We start from the raw sequence: 18,395 nt of genomic DNA on the forward strand, positions 1-18,395 counted from the left end.
TTAGTACGGCTTCGGCATAAACTTTTAAGCAGAGCATTTTGTTTATAGAGACCGTAATTCTTGCTCATTTTTAAAAGGCATATTGATAATAAGCATCATCAATTAATTCAGTATATCAAGGTATTAAACTTTTTCACCCCTAAAATGAGTTTTATTTAGCGGATTTTAGGTGAGATTGCTCTATAAAGGTTTTTTTATCGTGCCAACGTAGCATTGTTAAATGTTTTCCCCAAACACAACCCGTATCTAATGCATAAACATTAGGTACTGAGCAGTTGCCCATAAGTGCAGCCCAATGGCCAAAAACCCAAGTGCTTTTTTTTATTGTTGGTGATATTTCGTACCAAGGTAATAAAGTTTCTTGTTTTTTTTCAGTCGAGTCAAGTTTTGAAGTGAGTGTTGCGGGTGCCGATTTATTATAAAATTCTAATCGCTTATCGGGATAGCAGTACCGCATTCGGGTAAATGAATTTATAGTATAGCGAAATTTTTCTTCTGCTGTTTTTGCCTGTTGCCAATCATCAGGCTGCTCACCATACATAGCAGACAGCCAGTAATTTCTTGTGACAGCACTAAGTTTCATTTGAGCGAAATTTGCTTGTGTTATTGCTTGCTGTAAGTTCCACTGAGGAGAAATCCCAGCGTGGCTCATATAAGCATTATCATTACCAATTTGTTGTAGCAGTGGTTGTTGGGCTAGCCAGTTCATTAAATCATCAACATCATCAGCAGCGAGTAATGAAGTAAGTTTATCTTGTTCTTTTACTTTCTTAATACCAGCATATACGGCAAGTAGGTGTAGATCATGGTTACCCAGTACAACTTTTGCAGAATGTTTAAGTGACTTGACAAAACGAAGGGTTGCTAAAGAATCTGGGCCTCTAGCAACAAGGTCACCCGCTAAATAGAGTTGGTCAACTTCTTGATTAAAAGCAACTTTCTTTAATAGTGCCTTAAGTTCACTATAACATCCTTGAATGTCGCCAACTAAGTAAATTGCCATTTAACGCTTCTCTTTAATAATTAAACTTGTTGATTCTCTCTATTTATTGCACGCCTAGACTGTTTTTTATTAGTTTTTTCAATCGCTTTCTCGGGAGGATTGTCCACAATGAAGTTAGCAAGCATAATAAAGTCATCTAGTGTCAAATTCTCAGGACGAAGATTAGCGTCAATATTAAGGCTATCTAACTGTTCAACGCTGATTAATTTTTTAAAGCCGTTACGTATGGTTTTTCTACGCTGGTTAAAGGCTGCTAAACATACAGTGTTAAGTGCTGTGATGTCTTTAACAGGATTTTTTATGGTTTTGTGTGGTATTAAACGCACAATAGCAGAGTCCACTTTAGGTGCAGGCTTAAAAGCCTCAGGACCTATTTCCATCACAGGAATAACTTGGCATTGATATTGTGTCATAATTGATAAACGGCCATACGCCTTACTATGAGGCTCTGCCGCCATGCGCTCGACCACTTCTTTTTGTAGCATGAAGTGCATATCTTTAACCTTATCTTTAAAGGTTAAAAGATGAAAGATTAATGGCGTAGAGATATTGTAGGGCAGGTTACCAAAAATCCGTAATGGGTTTTCTATTCCACTTTCACTTTGTGCTAACTGTGCAAAATCAAAATTTAATGCATCAGTTTCATATATGGTTAAATGCGGTGCTAAGAAAGGATGATGGCGTAACCGATGCGCAAGATCTCTATCTAATTCTACTACAGATAATTTTTTGGCTCGCTCAACTACAGGCTCTGTTAGTGCGCCAAGCCCTGGACCAATTTCAATTAAATTCTCACCCGGCTCAGGGTTAATTGCATCAATTATGTCGCTGATTACGGCGTCGTTATGAAGAAAATTTTGACCAAAGCGCTTTTTAGCTTGATGACCTAAGTGGGTTTTACTGTTCATAAATATTCTCTAGTTGTCAGGCTATCCAGCACGGCTTGCTACTTCGACTAAATGAATAGCCGTTTTCATTGCTTCCATCATACTACCGGCATCAGCATCGCCTGTACCTGCAAGCTCAAGTGCGGTACCGTGATCAACAGAAGTACGAATAAAAGGTAAACCTAACGTTATATTCACCGATGAGCCAAAACCTTTGTACTTTAATACAGGTAAGCCTTGATCATGGTACATGGTTAAAATGGCATCAGCATCATTTAGGTATTTTTCATGGAAAATAGTATCAGCGGGTAAAGGCCCAATAATATTCATACCTTCCTCTCTAAGCTCAGCAAAAGCAGGCTCCATTACGTCAATTTCTTCACGCCCTAAATGTCCGTCTTCACCTGCATGAGGGTTTATACCACAGGCATAGATTTTTGGTGATGCGATACCAAATTTACTTTTTAAATCTTGATGAAGAATACGAGTTACTTTCTGCAAACGTTCAAATGTGATTGCTTTAGATACATAGGCTAAAGGAATATGTGTTGTTACTAAAGCGACACGTAGACCCTCAGTTGCCAGCATCATTACCACGTCAGTACAATTAGCTTGGTTGGCAAAGTACTCTGTGTGGCCACTAAAAGGTACGCCAGCTTTATTAATCAAGCCTTTGTGGACAGGGCCGGTAACAATAGCATCAAATTCACCTGATATGTTTTTCTCGCTTGCTATCCTTAAAGTCTCGACAACATAAGTACCATTTTCTGTATCAAGAGTACCTGCAATTACAGGAGCTCCTAAGGGGATATCTATAATAGTTAAGGTACTTTTAGCTTGAGGTGCTGCTTTTGCGTTAGCATCATAATCAATCAGTGTAATAGGTAAATTAAGCTGTTTAGCACGTTGTTCCATTAATGCTTTCGACGCAATAACAACAACTTGTGTAGGCCAAGGTTGCTGAGCAATTTTAAGCACTAAATCAGGACCAATACCAGCAGGTTCACCGGGTGTAATAGCAATGCGTTTAGTCATGCTTATTTATCCTGTTCAAAAATTTCAATGTAAGCTTCATCGCGAGTTTCTTTCATCCAACGCGCTTCTTCAAGGGCAAATTTACGACTATGAAGAATTTGATAGGCTCGGTTTTGATTCATTTGTGAAGTAGCATCAACCATACGACGATCATTTAATTGAATAATATGCCAACCAAATGAAGAGCGAAATGGTTTGTGGTATTCACCAGGTTGCATAGTAGCGAGTGCTTCTTTAAATGCAGGGTCATAGCTTTTTGGATCAGCCCAACCTAGATCACCGCCACGAACTGAGGTTGGCCCCTCAGAAAATTCTTTAGCTGCTTCAGCAAAGGTTTGTTCACCCGCTTTAATTTTATCTAGTATTGCTTGAAGTTGTGCTTCTGCTTTTTCTTCACTTAAAATAATAGATGGTTTTATTAATATATGGCTAGCTTTAACTTCTTCAACTTCTACTATTTGACGACCACGAATATCAAGTATTTTAACAATACTAAAACCTAAACCTGTACGAATAGGGCCCACAACTGTGCCTTTATCTTTTCCTGCGATTAATTCAGAAAAAAGTGTTGGCATTTCATTAATGTTTTTCCAACCTAAATCACCACCGGCGAGGGCATTAGCACCACCTGATGAAGCAATAGCAATTTTTTTGAAATCAGAGCCATTGTTTAGTAATTCAATTACTTTATCGGCACGTTCTTTATTTGAATTCAACTCTGCCTGAGTTGGATCAGAAGGGAATTCTATTAATATATGTCCAAGATTATATTCAACATCATTGGTGGTTTGCTCTTTCATTAATTCTAATAAGTTAGCAACTTCTTGCGGAGCTATATGAATACGACGTTGCACACTATTACGACGGACTTCACCAGAAATTAATTCAGTACGAACGCTTTCACGATATTTTTCATAGTCAGTACCATCATTAATAAGCGATTGACGAAATTGAGATAAGGTAAGTTTATTTTCCATCGCCATATTTGTGATTGTTTGATCTAATTGAGCATCACTGACTTGTACGCCCATACGTTCACCAATTTGTAAGGTTAAGCTATCATTGATTAGCTTATCCATCACTTGTGTGCGTAACGCATTGTTTGATGGGAGTGCTTGATTATTTTTTATTGCCTGCTGTTTAATATTCTCTAATAAACTTTGTACTTCAGATTCAAGTACAACACTACTGTTAACAATAGCAGCAACTTTGTCTAGTTGTTTTTCTTCGGCTTGTGCTATTGGTAAACTAGAATGAAGAACAGTGGTTAATATTAACGTTTTAAGTAAAAAAGTAGCTAAATTTTTCATGAATTATTACATCTTGGTTATGGTGCATTATAAATTGTAATTATGTTTAGTTTTGTAAATAGTAAGGACGTTTATAGCCAAAAATACTTGAATTAAACATATCTTGTGTGCCAATGGTATCTTGCTTACCATCTAGCCCTTTTATGATGAACTGTAGCTCTAAACCACTATTAAATTCATCTCGATTTTCATTAGAAAATCCATCGTTTAAGTTTGAGTTTATATGCCTATGGTACGCTATACGTACAGCCCAGCAACAACTTTCATATTGTATGCCTGTATAGCTTTCTATACTACGCTGCTCTTTTAAATCTTGTGTAACACGTCCGACAAAAGCCCAATCTCGATTAATTGCAACGTTTGCCAGTAATGACATTTGCTCTAAACTACTACCTGAGACATTACGAGTGTACCTATGGTTCAATTGAACTGAATTATATTTATCAATTTGATAATTTACAGCCGCTTGACTCTTATTCGTGAAGTTATCAATCGTATTGTATTGTATATCACTACTCATTTGCCACTTATGATTTAATCGATAAAATAAATTTGCAGCAACAGAAGATTGTTGCACACTTGGATCATTATCGCTATTAACGAGTATCTCATCGAAAGAATCACTCGTATTAATAGAGCTCAGATAGTCTAAAGAGTTAAGAGAATTAATAAAGTTAGCAGAGTTTTTACTTGATAAATATTGAATGCGACCAAGACTTAAACGAAAAACTTCTAAGTTTGACTCATTCAGAATTCGTGTAGTAATACCCCAAGTATATTGGTTCGCACTAGCGACTCGATCTAAACCACTATAACTTCTATCTCGGAACAAGCCATTAAAGTCGTCTTGTAAATTCGAGGTGTCATATAACCCAATATCTGATTGATCTTTTTCTGGAATATACAAATACTGGATTTGAGGCTCTATTGTTTGAGTATAACTGCTGTTAAACAGTGATAATGTTCTATCAAAGTTCACACCGCCGTGGAAGCGTATTTTCGGCAATGTTCGGCTAACTGTTTCGCTTAACTCACTTCCCGCTTGAATATTATCTTGCTGGTAATAAGTATGCATTAACTTAAATTCTGAATTTAGGAACCAAGCAGGTGTCGAGTAAGGAAAACTAACTCCGGCTTCAACATGATAGCGGTTTGCGTTTACTTGGTCATTGGTATCACTTTCAAAACTGGTTAACTCTGAGTATAACTCTAGTTGGCCAGATAAGCCTTGTTCAGAAAATAAAGTAAAGGGGTCTTGGGCTGAAATTTCAATATGTGGTAACGTTTTATAACTTGCTTGGTGATTACCTAATACTTCAAAATCTTGTAATTTCATTGTGGTTTGCCATTGCTCACCAAAATAAGATAACTCACCTATTTGATATAAGTAGGCATCATTTGAATTGTATTGATTAGAGCCAATATCAATTAAATAATTTTCATCACTGATAGTGGTATAATCTACGTAAGCACGGAAATTATTAGAAAATGTTCCCACATGTTGGAATCTGGCAAGGTAGCGGGCAGAATTATCTGATTTAAGCTCGTTATCTCGGTGAAGATATTCTATATCAATATTGCCACTTTGCAGCCCTGATAAATAACGGAACTCTGTTTTTAATTGCGTACCACGCTTTGACATATAGCGAGGGGTAATAGTGGCATCCATATTAGGAGCAATATTCCAATAATATGGAGTTTCAATCTCTATTCCAGAGTTAGTTGTACTGCCAATTCTCGGGTATAAAAGGCCACTTTTTCGCTGGTCAGATACTGGAAATGTGAAATAAGGTAAGTATAAAACGGGTGTATCAAACAGTCTTACTTGCGCATGATAAGCTTGACCTTCATTACCATCAGCAGATATTTTTATTTCTGAGGCTTTTATTTGCCAAGCAGGGCTATCCCCTATACAGGTTGTATAAGTTGAGCCAGCTAAACTTAGCCCTTCTTTTGAGCTTATTTGTAATTCGTTAGCACTACCATGACCAGGATTACCATAAAGTTGATACGCAGCATCAAGCATTGTACTTTTTTGTTCTTTCTTGCTGGCATAAAGTTCACTTGCATGAATATCGATATTTTGATTTTGGTAGTGTATGTTGCCGGTGGCATTAAATGTCATTAATAAACGATCAAAGTTAAGTTGATCTGCTTGTATCATTTGATTCTTATCAACAAGCGTAACGCCACCGCTGAAATTGGCAATTTGATCTTTCTCAATACTGGCATAGCTAGATGTAATATTAATACTATCGTCAGTTATCTTTGGTCCATTGGTAACCATAGGAATATAAATTGGAATAGGACACTGGAGCTGAAATAACTCATCTGTTTCGGAATCTACTTCACTATTTTTTTCAATAGTTGTTTCAGCTAACGTAGACATAGAAAATGTCATAGAAACAGAAGCAATAAAAATAAGGGATAATTGGAGAAAATGCATTTATTTGTAAATGTTATCTTAAATATGCGCAATGAAACGTATATGATATAGGAAATATACGTTTCTAGCTACGAGAAGCAAGCAAATAGCACATAAAGTGTAGGAGAATGATTAAAAAATGCGTATTTGGGGCAAAGTTTTAGGGTTTTTGTTTGGCTTTATGTTAAGTAAAAACTTATTTGGTGCGTTATTAGGTGTCTGGCTAGGGCATATGTTTGACCGTGGACGCGGATTTGATTTTGATGGTGTTACAGGTGGAAAAGAAGATGACGTTGCTCGGCAAGCTGCTTTTTTTTACACAACATTTTCGGTTATGGGGCATGTTGCGAAGGCAAAAGGTAAGGTAACCAATCATGAAATAGCTTTTGCCAGTGCTTACATGGATAAACTTAATTTAACCAGTGAGTTACGTCAACAAGCACAAGATGCGTTTCGAGAAGGGAAAACCACAGGGTTTCCATTAGAAGATCGCCTAAGAAAGTTTAAGCGTATTTGTGGTAATCGTCATGATTTACGCTTGATGTTTTTAGAGATCCAAATTCAAGTCGCTTTCTCTGATGGTGATTTAGACGCGAAAGAACGTGAAGTTTTACATACTACCGCTAAATTTTTAGGTTACTCAGCTCGTCAATTAGATAATTTACTTGAGATGATTATCGCCAGTGCCGCTTTTAATCAGCAATCAGGGCAAAGTTATCAGCAATTTAATGGTGAAAATGCACCAACTAGCGCAGGACAGTTAGATAATGCTTATAAAATTTTAGGAGTAAGTAAAGACGATTCCAAAGGTGATATTAAAAAAGCTTATCGTAAGCTTATGTCTCAACATCACCCAGATAAGTTAATTGCTAAAGGATTGCCACCTGCAATGATGGAGGCAGCAAAAGAGAAGACGCAAGATATTCAAGCTGCGTACGATTTGATTTCAAAGCAAGCATAGTAAATTAACTTACTTATAGAACGCTTAGTCATCTGAACTCGATTTAAGCTATTTATGCAGCGGTCAGCTGTTTCTTGAGCAAATAAAGAAGTGCTCTCTGTTGGTCGTTTGAAGGAGAGTATTCTTTATTTAACCCTACCATCCAATGGATCTTAACCAACTATTCACTTGAGTAAGTAGCTCTGTTTCAGGGTAATATCCCATGGCACTATTGTTTAATTGGCGCTGACGATAGTAGGCTTTCATCTCTTGCTTAGACAATAACAAACGTTCTTTAGCTTTATATAGCGCAATGTGATTATCTTTTCTTAGGTATAAGTCTAGAACAGGGTATTCACTAGCCGCTAACCTTTTTGCAAAACGAGTGTTAGCCTCATCAATTAATTGCTGGTTTGTTAACATATAACTACTTAATAATATAAGTGCGTTAGGTGCTTGGCTTATACTGGGCTGCCCATTTTTTTGACTCAACAGATCTACCAGTAGTGCACCATTATTACCTTGAGCTATAATCATGAGAATGCCAGGGTAATTTTTTGCTTTGTCGAGCACAGCATTGAGCATTATGGCGAGTTTTATTTTATAGTCATCAATAATGCGTTGATTTTCTTCTTGTTGAGTATCAATTCTTATCGCGCTAGAAGGATAGCTTTTGGGTTTGTCCATTGGCTGAATACTAATGGTAGTCCAGCCATGTTGAGGTAATTGGTTTCGTAAAAAATTGATAGCTTTGGGGTTAGTCGCACCTTGCTGCCAATCAGGTAATAAAATTGCAACACCTTTATCATTTACAGTGGTGTTTTCAGTTATTAAAGTAATGTAATCGTCAGCACCAGCTAATAATGGCTTTACATTTTTGTTAGGTAAATAGTGTGTTAGATCGTCTTTGTATTGTTGTGCAATAGAAATTGGTGGTGGTATGGGAATAATTTCAGGCGCTGGCGCCTGAGTATCTTTTGCTGCAGTGGCATCTGCATTTGCTTCTTTCGCTGCTATATCCTCTGACATTTGTTTGGCATTATCATTTGTTGCAGTTGCAGCGTCTTGCTGTGCGACAGCATTAATATTTAACCAGGGTAGTAATAAAAAAAATATAATTAGCTTGGGTAACGTTAATGATGCTCGCACAGTGTTCCTTAATTTTAAGCCGTATCGAATAATGATTGAAATATTAGTTTAAAAGTTAGTTTACCTAATGATCAATAAATATATATCGGCCTATAAGTTAAAAGTATTAACTCAATGTATTAAGTAAATGGACAAGGGGCAACAAAATTGAGTAATTCTCCTGTTACAGGATGCGCTAAGCTTAAGTTTCTTGCATGTAATGTTAACCGTGAACTCGCGGCTAAAGCTTGCTTATGCGCATACAATCTATCACCTAAAATAGGGTGCCCTAACGCTAGCATATGCACTCTTAATTGATGAGAACGCCCTGTAACAGGCGTTAATTCAACTAAACTACTTTCTTCACCAGAATTTAAGTCGTTGTAGCTTAGTACTTGATAGTGCGTTAATGATTGTTTGCCATTTTCATGATCCACTTTTTGCTTTGGCCTATTTGGCCAATCACATATTAATGGTAAATCTACACTACCTGCTTGATCTTTTACCTGACCATAGACACGAGCAATATAGCTTTTTTTAGTTTTTCGTTGTTCAAACTGTCGACTAATAGAAACATGGGCAGGTTTATTTAGCGCCATAATCATAATACCAGAAGTTGCCATATCTAAACGGTGCACCACAGTTGCTGTGGGTAGTACGCGTTGCACTCTATTTTGTAAGCAATCTTGATGTTCAGGTAAGCGCCCTGGAACACTTAATAGTCCGCTACTTTTATTTAGTACAACAATGTCCTCATCCTGAAAAATAATATCAAGATAAGGTGTCATTGGTGGTGTATAAATAAAGTCTGGATTAGCAGCCATTAATGGGTCACTACTATCATACGTACGGCTTCAAAAGTGAGCTGGGCTTTATCAATATAATGCGTTAATTGACTTTGTTGGTGAGCAATAAAGTCAATTTCGGCTTGTCGAACACTTGGGTTAACCGCTTTTAATGCCGTTAATCTTTGCTGCTCTTGTTCAAGCTTAGTTTGCATATTTTCTAATGCCTTTGTTTGAATAGCTTTAATTTGTTGCTTACCATGACTTTCAGCTTTAGTGACTAGCGGTCCAATTTGAGATTTTAACGCTTTAATTAATTGTAAAGCTATTTGCTTTTTAACTGGTGCTAATTGGTTATCTAAAACAGATTCACTTACTTTATCAGCAAGATTATTACCTGTTTTATCGACTAAAATTCGAATCGGTGTGGTTGGTAAATAACGGCCTAATTGTAAGTGCGCTGGTGCCGTTGCTTCGACAGTGAATAAACATTCTAAAAAGAAAGTACCTACAGGTAAGGCTTCATTTTTTAATAGCCCTATACTTGCATTACCAATTTCGTCGCTAAGTACTAAATCTAGTACACCTCTAACCATTGGATGATCCCAAGTTAGTAATTGGTAGTTTTCGTTAATTAAGGCGGTATTACGATCAAAAGTAACAGTCGTTCCGTCTTCTGGTAAGCATGGAAAATTACTATTAAGCATGTGTTCGCTTTGATTTAATGCGATTGAATTGTCTGCTTTATCATCTTGCTGCACACCAAACACGTCTAACGCTTGAAACATAAATTGCGGTAAATGAATTTGTTTGTCATTCCTCTCTATTTTTTCAACTAACTCATAAGCACGGCCTTGGCCTGATGAGTTTAATTCGAGTAACTTATCACGGCCAGACTCTAATTCTGCTTTTAACTGGCAGTGCTTTTTCCAACTATCACTAACGAGTTGCTCGGCTTGATTAGAAACTTGTTGGTCACTTAATGCTAAAGCCAATAACTGTTCACCATATGTTTCATAAACTACGCGGCCAGTAATACAGGTATGTTCAAAGGCTTGCATTCCTTGCTGATACCAGTCAAGTAATAAGTGTTGTGCCGAGTCTTGAAAATAAGGAATATGCAAACGAATAATTTCGGTTTGCCCTATGCGGTCAAGGCGACCAATACGTTGTTCTAATAAGTCAGGATTACTTGGTAAATCAAATAATACTAAGTGATGCGCAAATTGAAAATTGCGTCCTTCGCTGCCTATTTCTGAGCAAAGCAATAATTGTGCACTGTCTTCATCTTGGGCAAAATATGCGGCAGCTTTGTCGCGTTCAAATATCGATAGACCTTCATGAAATACTGCTGAGCGAATACCTTCTTTAATACGAAGAGCGGCTTCTAGGTCAATCGCTGTTTGTGCATGTGCACAAATCACTAAGACCTTTTCTTTTTTTAATGATTGTAGTAAATCAATTAAATAATCAACACGTGGATCAAAGTCGGTCCATACTTCGTTTTGATGATCTAAGCTGTATAGCATTTCAGGTGTGAAAACGAACTTAGCTTGTTTTGAGTTAGCCAATGTTTCAGGGCAACCGCTTAGCATAAATTCATTCAATGACTCTTGATATTGCTCAGGCATAATTAACGGTGCTGGGTGTGCTTCACGCGCAGGGAAACCTTTAATTGTATTACGCGAGTTTCTAAATAAAATACGACCGGTGCCGTGTCTATCAAGTAATTGAGATAGTAATTGCTTACGAACTTTTTGTTGGACATCAGCATTGCTATCGTTTAGCTGCGTTAGCTGTTGACTAATATTTGATTCTTTTAGTAATGCTGATAAGGTCTTTTCTTGATCAGACGAAAGTTTTTCGCCTTCAACTAAAGCATTGGCTGCGTCTGCTATTTCGCTATAACGAGACTCTTCTTCTATAAACTTGTCGTAATCAAAAAACCTATCAGGATCAAGTAACCGTAAGCGAGCAAAATGACTTTCATGGCCTAATTGATCGGGGGTTGCGGTAAGTAATAATACACCTGGAATTACTCGTGCTAATTGTTCAATGCATTGATATTCAATACTTGGATTTTCTTTGTGATAATTTAAATGATGGGCTTCATCTACCACCATTAAATCCCAGTCTTCACTAATTAGTTCTTCGTACCATTTAGGATTTTTAGTGACAAACCCTAAATTAACTAACACTAATTGTTCACTGCTAAATGGGTTTACATTATCTTCACCTGCGACTTCATCACAACGATCTTCATCAAAAATACTGAAGCTTAAATTGAAGCGACGTAGCATTTCTACTAACCATTGATGCATTAGTGACTCAGGGACTATGATCAAAATACGTTTTGCGCGCCCACTAACAAGCTGTTGATGTATTATCAAACCTGCTTCGATGGTTTTACCTAAACCTACTTCATCGGCAAGTAAAACACGAGGAGCAAAGCGATTACCCACTTCGTCAGCAATATAAAGTTGATGAGGAATAAGGCTAACGCGGGCACCAGTTAGGCCCATTAATTCAGATTGTTGTTGCTCATACTGATGGCGTAAACAGTCTTTACGCAAGCGAAACCAGTCGAGTCTATCAACTTGGCTGTTAAGTAAGCGGTCGTGCGGTTTATTAAATTTTATAAAGTGATCTATCATCACTTCTTTTAACGAAATTTCTTCGTTTAGATCATTACCTTGTTTTATGCCGTGGTAAGTAATAATACCGTGTTCTTCAGAGCTTGATGTTACTTTTAATGTCCAGCCTTCGTGGCTTGGAATTATGTCACCCTGATTAAAAATAACACGTGTTAAAGGAGCATTCGCTTTGGCATATTGACGTGATTCACCAGTGGCAGTAAAGACGATTGTAACGAACCTGTGCTCTATATTTGTAACTGTCCCTAACCCTTGATCTGACTCACTGTCACTTATCCAACGCTGACCTACCTGAAATGGCATAAAAAAGAACTCCAAAAACTATAAATTTAACAAAAATTACGATGCTGCATGAACAGCATTAAAAAAAGGCGCTATAGTACCTTTTCGCTATTCATAATCATAGTTAGCTTTAATAAAGTTTAGTGTTTTTTTCTCGTTATTTGTTAAATCAATGCTCATTATCGATGTGTAAATACTTATATTATTAATAGAAAAATAATATATATTCTTGATACTAAATAATATTCTGGAGGGAACAGTCTTGTTTATTTAAAAAACATATCCTTGTGTCTAAGGTTATCTAGTCATATTGTGTTTTATTTCCTTTTTGGCGGCTAGCACTATCTGTATGAAAGCATTTACTGTTGCGTTATTATCGATTTTTTTATACTGAATGTGCAGTGGAATTTGCGTATTTACATTATTTAACTCAATAAAACTACAGCCTTCACTGTATAACTTACGAATACAGTATGGGGCAATCGCAACACCTAACCCTGCAGCTACTTCAGTTACTAAGGTTTGCATGTGCCTTGGTTGGCTGATTATGTTAGGTGAGAACCCTGCTTCTTTACAATGTATTATTGTTTCATCAAATAATCCAAGTGCTTCATCACGATTAAAAAGTATAAATTGTTCGTCTTTTAACTGCGCTAAATTGATACTTTTATTATTTGCCAAGGCATGGTTTTGATTAACGATAGCAATCAATTTATCAATGTAAATACAGTGGCTAATAAATTCGTCATTAATTGAACTAGGTAGAGGCCTTGAAAATGCAATATCTATTTTTTCATTTTTTAAGGCCTCAATTTGTTCAGTTGCGGTCATTTCAAATAAGGTGACATGTACATATGGAAATTGAGAGCGATAAGCCCGCACTAAGGTCGCCATGAAGGATAAACATGCAGAGCCTAAATAGGCAATATTCAGCGAGCCTACTTGACCATTGTGTGCAAGTTTTACTTGTGCTGTCGCTTGCTCAGTTAAGGATAAAATGGCCGTAGCATCCTTTAGTAACTGTTCACCGGCTACAGTAATTGCTACATCTCGGGAGTTACGATTAAATAAAGTTACTCCAAGCTGAGCTTCTAAGGCAGAAATATGACGACTAATAGCGGGCTGAACTGTATTTAACTCGCGAGCGGCGTCTGAGAAGCTTTTGTGCTTAGCGACGGCAATAAAGCTTTTTAGTATTTTTAATTCCATAGCTGATTCAATTTGTAGTTTCGCCTTATATTTCTGCCGTGAGCATTAAAACTTTGTCTATACAGTTTTTATATAGATTCAATAAAATACTATCATTTTTGTTATCTCTTAATAAGGCCTATTATCTATCCATAAATTATTTATTTACCTACGCAAGAAAAACATGACGAATCCTGAAGAAAATCAGTCGTTGAGCCGGTTTATATTATTATTGATGACTACTGCTATTGCTGCGACAGCGGCAAATCTGTACTACAGCCAGCCGATTTTACCGCTTATTGCTGATGAGTATAAATTAACTTATTCACAATTAGGCAGCATTCCTGCATTTACCCAATTTGGTTATGCTTTTGCGTTACTATTTATTTCCCCGTTAGGTGACTCTATTGCCCGTCGGCGTTTAATCAGTATTTTGTCGTGCATTTTAGTTGTTGCTTGTGCAGTTGCGGTAATTGCACCAAGTTTACCTATATTATTGAGTGCAGTTTTTCTTATTGGTGTTAGTGCCAATATTACTCAGCAGTTAATACCATTCGCAGCTTCTATGGTATCAACCAATAATAAAGGCGTGACCTTGGGCACGTTAATGATGGGATTAACGCTTGGCATTCTACTTTCAAGAACGATAAGTGGCTTTGTTGGTGAGCAGTTTGGCTGGCGTAGTGTCTTTATTATGTCAGCAGTTTTAGCTGCAATATTTGGTATTTTGTTACAGCTATTTTTACCAAGCAATAAACCGCAAAGTAATTTACCTTATTTAGCACTTATTAAAAGCACCGTCAGTTTATTTGTTCAGCATAAGCCATTACAAATTTATACTTTATCCGGCGCTTTCTGGTTCGCTGCTTTTAATGTACTTTGGGCAACACTAGCGATTTATGTAAGTGATATGCCTTTTAATTACAACGCACAAGAAGCTGGCTTATTTGGTGTTATTGCATTAGCGGGTGTTATCGGTGCAAAATCATCAGGTAAATGGGTTAATACCTTAGGCTCTAAAAAATTAATCATGATGGTGCTGATACTTGCGGCAATAGGTTTTGCTATCACGGGTGTCTTTACAGGAAATTTAATTGCTTTAATTATCGGTATTGTTTTAATCGATTTTGCCATTTTTAGTGCTCAAGTCGCCAACCAAGTGCGTGTATTTAGTATCGACCCAAGTGCACAAAGCCGAATTAATGGTATTTATATGTTAGGTTATTATCTTGGTGGCGCGCTTGGCTCTATTGCGGGCGTTAAAGCATTTTCGCTTTATCAATGGCCTGGTGTTGTGATAGTTAGTGTTATATTTATTGCTATTAGTGCTACGTTTAACTCATTAGCAAAAAAATAACGCATTGATGTTTAAATTTTGTTAGTTGTTAGCATGAATAGGCTAAATGTTGCATGTATTAGACTTACCTCACTTAGTAATAACAGTAAAATTCATAAATGAAGAGATGATTATGACAAATTCAGTAAAAATAACAGCTGGTAATATTTTCCCTACTATTGAAGCAACATTGCTTAACGGTACTATTGTCGACATGAGCAAAGCACATAGCGGTGCTGATTGGCAGATGATTATTGTATATAGAGGTAAGCATTGTCCACTATGTGTTCGATACTTAAATTTATTAGAAGAACATCAAGAAGCATTAAAGGCCATAGGGGTGAGCATATCAGCTATTTCAGCTGATTCAAAAGCTCAGCTTGCAGGCACTATGGAACAATTATCAATAACTTATCCAATTGCTTACGGTTTAACTGAGCAGCAAATGCAGCAATTAGGGCTTTATATTTCAGCTCCGCGCTCAGAGCAAGAAACTGATCATAACTTTGCTGAACCCGGACTGTTTATTGTTAATGATGAAGGCATAACTCAAGCAGTAAATATTTCTAACACACCATTTCTACGTCCAGAATTAGATGTTGTGGTAAGAGGTTTAACTTTTGTTCGTAACCAAGAAGGATATCCAATTCGTGGCACAGTGACTTATTAATATTTCGTTAATTTGACTTGTATACTACTAGCCTTAAAGCACACACAAATATTTTATTGATAGTGTTGTTTTGCTTGTTATGTTGTTACATCTTTTTACAATGTTGTAGCGGCAAATATGCTTTAATAGCCTATACCCAGTAACAATAGGATAGAGTGATGAAAATATTAACCACAATATTATTTAGTTTGTTTATTACACTATCATCTTCTGGTTTTGCTTATGCGGCGACATCAGAGGTGACTTGGACCAATTATGAAAAATATCGTGATATTCGACCAAGTAATGGTAGTCGAAAACATTTTCGTGAAAGTACCTTTTATAATTTAGAAAAACACATTGCCAAACTTGCTGAGAAACTTCCAGAAGGGCAAGTTTTAAAAATTGATGTCACTGATGTTGACTTAGCCGGTGATACAATGGCTGGAGGCATAGATCAAATTAGAATTGTTAAAGATATTTATTTCCCTAGAATTAATTTTTCTTATCAATTAGTGAGTACCGATGGTAATGTAATTGAGTCTGCTGAAGTGATTCTCAAAGATATGAGTTTTTTGATGGGAAGTCGTTTAAGATATAGAAATGAGTCATTAGGTTATGAGAAGAACATGCTTGATGAGTGGTTTTTGGAAACCTTTGACAACCATATTACTATGCAAGTCAACTAATTATCTTCGTTTGAAGAAAAGTATGAAAGGCGCTTACAAGAGGGTCATGGCAGTAATGCTCTGATTCTATAATGGATAATTGACGATTTAAATTAAGGGGCGTTTCTAGCCTCTTAAATATTCCAAGTGTTAGTTCTTCTTGTATCGACAATAATGATAATACTCCTAAACCTAAATTCGCTTTAACGGTTTGCTTAATAGCCTCTTGTCTCGCTAAGTCCATGCTGTGGTTAATTGTACCGCCTAGTTGTTGCATAGCATTAATAAACACTGCACGTGTGCCTGAACCGTGTTCTCGTAGTATCCAACGTTGTTGTGACATTTCTGTTAATGTTAATTTTTTTTGTTTGGCCAACACATTATCTTTGGCACAGAAAACAACGAGTTGATCATTACGCCAAGCTGATAAATTTAATGATTTATGTGAAAGTGGTGCCTCAATTAAACCTATATGGGCTTGTCCAGCTAATAATTTCTCGGTGACTTGCTCTGAATTGCTTATGAAGAGTTTTGGCTCTACTTGAGGATGTATTGCTATAAACTCGGCTAGCAGTTGTGGCATAACATATGAACCAATAGTAACACTGGCAGCTACTTTTAATTCTCCTTGTAACTCGGTTGTAGTGGGTTGCTGAATTTGTTCTTGCAATACTAACATCTGTGTTGCTTTACTTAATAGCATTTGCCCATGTGCGTTAATCACTAGCTTACGGCCATGGCGAGTAAATAACGGGTAGCCTAATATATTTTCTAATTCTTTTAATGATTGGCTAGCAGCAGACTGTGTCATAGATAACTCTTGCGCAGCTTTTGTTATACCACTCAGCCTTGCGGTGGTGGTAAATACGGTTAATTGTTTTAATGTTATATTCATCTGCTATTTCACAATTTACTAGGTCATCATATATTAATATTTTTAATATAATACATTAAAAACATCTGTTTTTTTTATTTAAGTTCTCCCTATATATTATGCTTAACATGAATGATGAGAGAGAATGCAATGCCGTTTTCCAAAGATAATCGAGTAAATACACTTAATGGAATTTTGTTTGTCGCGCTATTAGCAATGGCAGCGACTTATTTAGCCGAACTCTCCTTTTTTAAAGAGTTAGCTATTAGCCCGTTAATTATAGGCATTGTGGTTGGTATATTTTACGGTAATAGCTTACGTGACAAGTTTCCTAATGCTTGGCACGGAGGACTTGTCTTTTCGACTAAAACCTTATTACGTGCCGGTATTGTTTTTTATGGTTTTCGTTTAGTTTTTCAAGATATTGTACAAGTTGGTTTTGCAGGCGTTTTATTGAGTATTTTTATTGTAATAAGTACTTTTATTTTTGGCTATTGGTTTGGCACAAAAATATTAAAGTTAGATCGCGATACCAGCATTTTAATTAGTGCTGGTAGTTCAATCTGTGGTGCCGCAGCTGTATTGGCAACTGAGCCAGTAATTAAAGCAGAGGCTTATAAAACCAGTATTGCAGTGGTAACGGTAGTGATTTTTGGCACTATTGCTATGTTTATTTATCCGATCTTGTATCAACAGGACTTTTTAGGGCTAAGTTTAAGGTTAACAGAACAAGCGATGGGAGCTTACGTTGGAGCTACATTACATGAAGTAGCTCATGTGGTTGGTGCCGGTGCTTCAATGAGTGATGATATTGCTAACACAGCTGTTATTGTAAAAATGTTACGCGTTATGCTGCTAGCCCCATTCTTACTAGTATTAGGTGTTTGGCTGGCAAGTTTAGCTAAGCAAGGTAATAAAGCACAATATGTTATTAACGATAACCGGCAGCAGAAAGGGGGAGTTACGATCCCTTGGTTTGCTGTAGGCTTTATTGCCATGGTTGGCTTTAATTCACTGAATATTTTATCAATAACTTGGGTGGATAATATCAATCAGCTGGATAATTTTGCCCTAACAATGGCCATGACAGCATTAGGTATAGAGACACGCTTAAATAAATTTAAAGGTGTAGGTTTTAAGCCTATTTATCTTGCGAGTGTTTTATTTTTATACCTAATGACGTCTGGATATGTCTTATCATATTACCTTATTCGTTAGCCGAAATACGGCT

Annotated in this window: 15 protein-coding genes; 5 read left to right on the forward strand and 10 right to left on the reverse strand. The window is 36.7% G+C overall.

Annotation, left to right across the window (positions count from 1 at the left end):
- Nucleotides 1-151: 151 nt before the first annotated feature.
- The 5 genes from Q4503_RS01980 to Q4503_RS02000 are packed head-to-tail and all read right to left on the reverse strand — an operon-like array spanning nucleotide 152 to nucleotide 6,681.
- Entirely contained in the window at nucleotides 152-1,003 is an 852-nt protein-coding gene (locus Q4503_RS01980; RefSeq protein ID WP_303601256.1) for a symmetrical bis(5'-nucleosyl)-tetraphosphatase, read from the reverse strand.
- A 20-nt stretch (nucleotides 1,004-1,023) separates the two neighbouring features.
- Nucleotides 1,024-1,911 carry a 16S rRNA (adenine(1518)-N(6)/adenine(1519)-N(6))-dimethyltransferase RsmA gene (gene rsmA / locus Q4503_RS01985; RefSeq protein WP_303601257.1) on the reverse strand — a complete coding sequence of 296 codons (888 nt, stop codon included), beginning with the start codon at nucleotides 1,909-1,911 and terminating at the stop codon, nucleotides 1,024-1,026.
- A 21-nt stretch (nucleotides 1,912-1,932) separates the two neighbouring features.
- Nucleotides 1,933-2,925 (reverse strand): 4-hydroxythreonine-4-phosphate dehydrogenase PdxA, encoded by a 993-nt coding sequence (gene pdxA / locus Q4503_RS01990; protein ID WP_303601258.1) that lies wholly within the window; start codon nucleotides 2,923-2,925, stop codon nucleotides 1,933-1,935.
- 2 nt (nucleotides 2,926-2,927) lie between these two features.
- On the reverse strand, nucleotides 2,928-4,235 hold the full coding sequence (gene surA, locus Q4503_RS01995; RefSeq protein ID WP_215973121.1) for a peptidylprolyl isomerase SurA: 1,308 nt from the start codon (nucleotides 4,233-4,235) through the stop codon (nucleotides 2,928-2,930).
- 46 nt (nucleotides 4,236-4,281) lie between these two features.
- Nucleotides 4,282-6,681: an LPS-assembly protein LptD gene (locus Q4503_RS02000; protein ID WP_215973122.1), complete on the reverse strand. Its 2,400-nt coding sequence runs from the start codon at nucleotides 6,679-6,681 to the stop codon at nucleotides 4,282-4,284.
- A 118-nt stretch (nucleotides 6,682-6,799) separates the two neighbouring features.
- Between Q4503_RS02000 and djlA the strand changes: the two genes are divergently transcribed.
- Entirely contained in the window at nucleotides 6,800-7,621 is an 822-nt protein-coding gene (djlA, locus tag Q4503_RS02005) for a co-chaperone DjlA (protein WP_215973123.1), read from the forward strand.
- Nucleotides 7,622-7,756: 135 nt separating this feature from the next.
- Here the strand turns inward: djlA and Q4503_RS02010 are convergent, their stop codons facing one another.
- From Q4503_RS02010 to Q4503_RS02025, 4 genes are all read right to left on the reverse strand, one after another.
- Nucleotides 7,757-8,749, reverse strand: coding sequence for a DUF3530 family protein (locus tag Q4503_RS02010; protein WP_303601259.1), 993 nt, complete (start codon nucleotides 8,747-8,749; stop codon nucleotides 7,757-7,759).
- 119 nt (nucleotides 8,750-8,868) lie between these two features.
- Nucleotides 8,869-9,552: a bifunctional tRNA pseudouridine(32) synthase/23S rRNA pseudouridine(746) synthase RluA gene (gene rluA / locus Q4503_RS02015; protein ID WP_303601260.1), complete on the reverse strand. Its 684-nt coding sequence runs from the start codon at nucleotides 9,550-9,552 to the stop codon at nucleotides 8,869-8,871.
- Nucleotides 9,552-12,470, reverse strand: a complete 2,919-nt coding sequence (rapA, locus tag Q4503_RS02020; RefSeq protein WP_303601261.1) for an RNA polymerase-associated protein RapA — start codon at nucleotides 12,468-12,470, stop codon at nucleotides 9,552-9,554. The genes rluA and rapA overlap by 1 nt, the downstream gene beginning before the upstream one ends.
- 276 nt (nucleotides 12,471-12,746) lie before the next feature.
- Nucleotides 12,747-13,658 carry a LysR family transcriptional regulator gene (locus Q4503_RS02025; RefSeq protein ID WP_303601262.1) on the reverse strand — a complete coding sequence of 304 codons (912 nt, stop codon included), beginning with the start codon at nucleotides 13,656-13,658 and terminating at the stop codon, nucleotides 12,747-12,749.
- A 163-nt stretch (nucleotides 13,659-13,821) separates the two neighbouring features.
- On the opposite strand from Q4503_RS02025, the gene Q4503_RS02030 reads away from it, so the two are divergent.
- The 3 genes from Q4503_RS02030 (at nucleotide 13,822) to Q4503_RS02040 (ending at nucleotide 16,311) form a co-directional block, all read left to right on the forward strand.
- Nucleotides 13,822-14,994 carry an MFS transporter gene (locus Q4503_RS02030; protein WP_303601263.1) on the forward strand — a complete coding sequence of 391 codons (1,173 nt, stop codon included), beginning with the start codon at nucleotides 13,822-13,824 and terminating at the stop codon, nucleotides 14,992-14,994.
- Nucleotides 14,995-15,106: 112 nt separating this feature from the next.
- Nucleotides 15,107-15,643, forward strand: a complete 537-nt coding sequence (locus Q4503_RS02035) for a redoxin domain-containing protein (protein ID WP_215973128.1) — start codon at nucleotides 15,107-15,109, stop codon at nucleotides 15,641-15,643.
- Between the two features lie 158 nt (nucleotides 15,644-15,801).
- On the forward strand, nucleotides 15,802-16,311 hold the full coding sequence (locus tag Q4503_RS02040; RefSeq protein WP_303601264.1) for a DUF3016 domain-containing protein: 510 nt from the start codon (nucleotides 15,802-15,804) through the stop codon (nucleotides 16,309-16,311).
- Here Q4503_RS02040 and Q4503_RS02045 read toward each other — a convergent pair.
- Entirely contained in the window at nucleotides 16,304-17,185 is an 882-nt protein-coding gene (locus Q4503_RS02045; RefSeq protein WP_215973130.1) for a LysR substrate-binding domain-containing protein, read from the reverse strand. The two genes, Q4503_RS02040 and Q4503_RS02045, sit on opposite strands and share 8 nt — an antisense overlap.
- A gap of 129 nt (nucleotides 17,186-17,314) precedes the next feature.
- Between Q4503_RS02045 and Q4503_RS02050 the strand changes: the two genes are divergently transcribed.
- Nucleotides 17,315-18,382: a YeiH family protein gene (locus tag Q4503_RS02050; RefSeq protein ID WP_303601265.1), complete on the forward strand. Its 1,068-nt coding sequence runs from the start codon at nucleotides 17,315-17,317 to the stop codon at nucleotides 18,380-18,382.
- Nucleotides 18,383-18,395: the final 13 nt, after the last annotated feature.

It is taken from the genome of Colwellia sp. 6_MG-2023 (assembly GCF_030547765.1).
In the GTDB taxonomy this organism is placed as follows: Bacteria; Pseudomonadota; Gammaproteobacteria; order Enterobacterales; family Alteromonadaceae; genus Colwellia.

Coding starts and splice junctions, on each gene's coding strand:
- Q4503_RS01980 (WP_303601256.1), bottom strand. CDS start 1,003: ATGGCAATTTACTTAGTTGGCGACATTCAAGGATGTTATAGTGAACTT.
- rsmA (WP_303601257.1), bottom strand. CDS start 1,911: ATGAACAGTAAAACCCACTTAGGTCATCAAGCTAAAAAGCGCTTTGGT.
- pdxA (WP_303601258.1), bottom strand. CDS start 2,925: ATGACTAAACGCATTGCTATTACACCCGGTGAACCTGCTGGTATTGGT.
- surA (WP_215973121.1), bottom strand. CDS start 4,235: ATGAAAAATTTAGCTACTTTTTTACTTAAAACGTTAATATTAACCACT.
- Q4503_RS02000 (WP_215973122.1), bottom strand. CDS start 6,681: ATGCATTTTCTCCAATTATCCCTTATTTTTATTGCTTCTGTTTCTATG.
- djlA (WP_215973123.1), top strand. CDS start 6,800: ATGCGTATTTGGGGCAAAGTTTTAGGGTTTTTGTTTGGCTTTATGTTA.
- rluA (WP_303601260.1), bottom strand. CDS start 9,552: ATGGCTGCTAATCCAGACTTTATTTATACACCACCAATGACACCTTAT.
- rapA (WP_303601261.1), bottom strand. CDS start 12,470: ATGCCATTTCAGGTAGGTCAGCGTTGGATAAGTGACAGTGAGTCAGAT.
- Q4503_RS02025 (WP_303601262.1), bottom strand. CDS start 13,658: ATGGAATTAAAAATACTAAAAAGCTTTATTGCCGTCGCTAAGCACAAA.
- Q4503_RS02030 (WP_303601263.1), top strand. CDS start 13,822: ATGACGAATCCTGAAGAAAATCAGTCGTTGAGCCGGTTTATATTATTA.
- Q4503_RS02035 (WP_215973128.1), top strand. CDS start 15,107: ATGACAAATTCAGTAAAAATAACAGCTGGTAATATTTTCCCTACTATT.
- Q4503_RS02040 (WP_303601264.1), top strand. CDS start 15,802: ATGAAAATATTAACCACAATATTATTTAGTTTGTTTATTACACTATCA.
- Q4503_RS02045 (WP_215973130.1), bottom strand. CDS start 17,185: ATGAATATAACATTAAAACAATTAACCGTATTTACCACCACCGCAAGG.
- Q4503_RS02050 (WP_303601265.1), top strand. CDS start 17,315: ATGCCGTTTTCCAAAGATAATCGAGTAAATACACTTAATGGAATTTTG.